At 34.5% G+C, this 557-nt stretch carries 1 protein-coding gene; it reads left to right on the forward strand.

Annotated features, from left to right (window positions below):
• Positions 1 to 374 precede the first annotated feature (374 nt).
• Entirely contained in the window at positions 375 to 557 is a 183-nt protein-coding gene (locus DRF58_RS18880) for a hypothetical protein (protein WP_245955620.1), read from the forward strand.

The following is a 557-nucleotide window of genomic DNA, read 5'->3' on the forward strand; positions in this document are numbered from 1 at the left end:
CCGCTTATTGCTTCTTTCCAAAAAAACCGTCACTCAACTTGAAAAAAGTAAATGACGGTCAATTATTTTTAAACTTCGCTTAAACCGAACTCAGGTTAAATACATTTACAGCTAAAGAAGCTATTAACCTTTTAGAAGGGCGCACAGTTAAAATAGAATTTCACAATCCGAAAACAGAAAAAATAGAACCTGCATTTGCCAAGCTCAATTTTAACGAACCCAAAACGGAAAAAGAAAATTACAATTTCCAGAATTTCTATAAAAATTATGGTGTTGATACGGCTCAGATCGTAGAAAAATCCAAACTGATCTTCGATAAGCCGGAATGGAAGGAAAGTACCATCAAATCTTTGGAAAAAGGAAATATCGTCAAGGTGAAATTTGAATTCGACGATAAAGTGGTAGAAGGCAAAGCGGTGCTGAATCCGCAATATAAAAATCTGAATCTGTATGATTCCGATATGAACAGAATCAATACCAACAAGCCTTTAGAAGGTTTGGAACAAGACAACAAGCACGAAAAAAATAACGTGAAAGAACAAAGTATTAAACGATAG

Source organism: Epilithonimonas hispanica, from assembly GCF_003385395.1.
In the GTDB taxonomy this organism is placed as follows: Bacteria; Bacteroidota; Bacteroidia; order Flavobacteriales; family Weeksellaceae; genus Epilithonimonas; species Epilithonimonas hispanica.